1 protein-coding gene is annotated in these 262 nt (G+C 58.0%); it reads right to left on the reverse strand.

Annotated elements, in window-relative coordinates:
* A partial coding sequence (locus tag LK536_RS58810; RefSeq protein ID WP_506092333.1) for an oligosaccharide flippase family protein occupies positions 1-262 on the reverse strand: 262 nt, incomplete at both ends.

Here is a 262-nt window from a genome sequence, read left to right on the forward strand (position 1 = left end):
ACAGGGTGGGCATAAGCGCCAGATAATAGGCAATCTGCTGGCCCACCATGGCCCAGACGCCCATTCCCCTGTACACCATGAAAATACTGGCCGCGCCGGATATCACCACCGCCGCCATGGTGGCCTTAAACAGGCCCTTGAACTCCATGTTCCTGGACACATAGGCGGTCTGCACTGAAATCACGGCCCCAGGGAACAGCACCACGGCCAGGCTTCTGACAATGGGCACCAGCACATCGTTGTGGTAAAATCCCGCGATGGA

Source organism: Clostridium pacaense (assembly GCF_020709765.2).
Taxonomy (GTDB): Bacteria; Bacillota; Clostridia; order Lachnospirales; family Lachnospiraceae; genus Enterocloster; species Enterocloster hominis.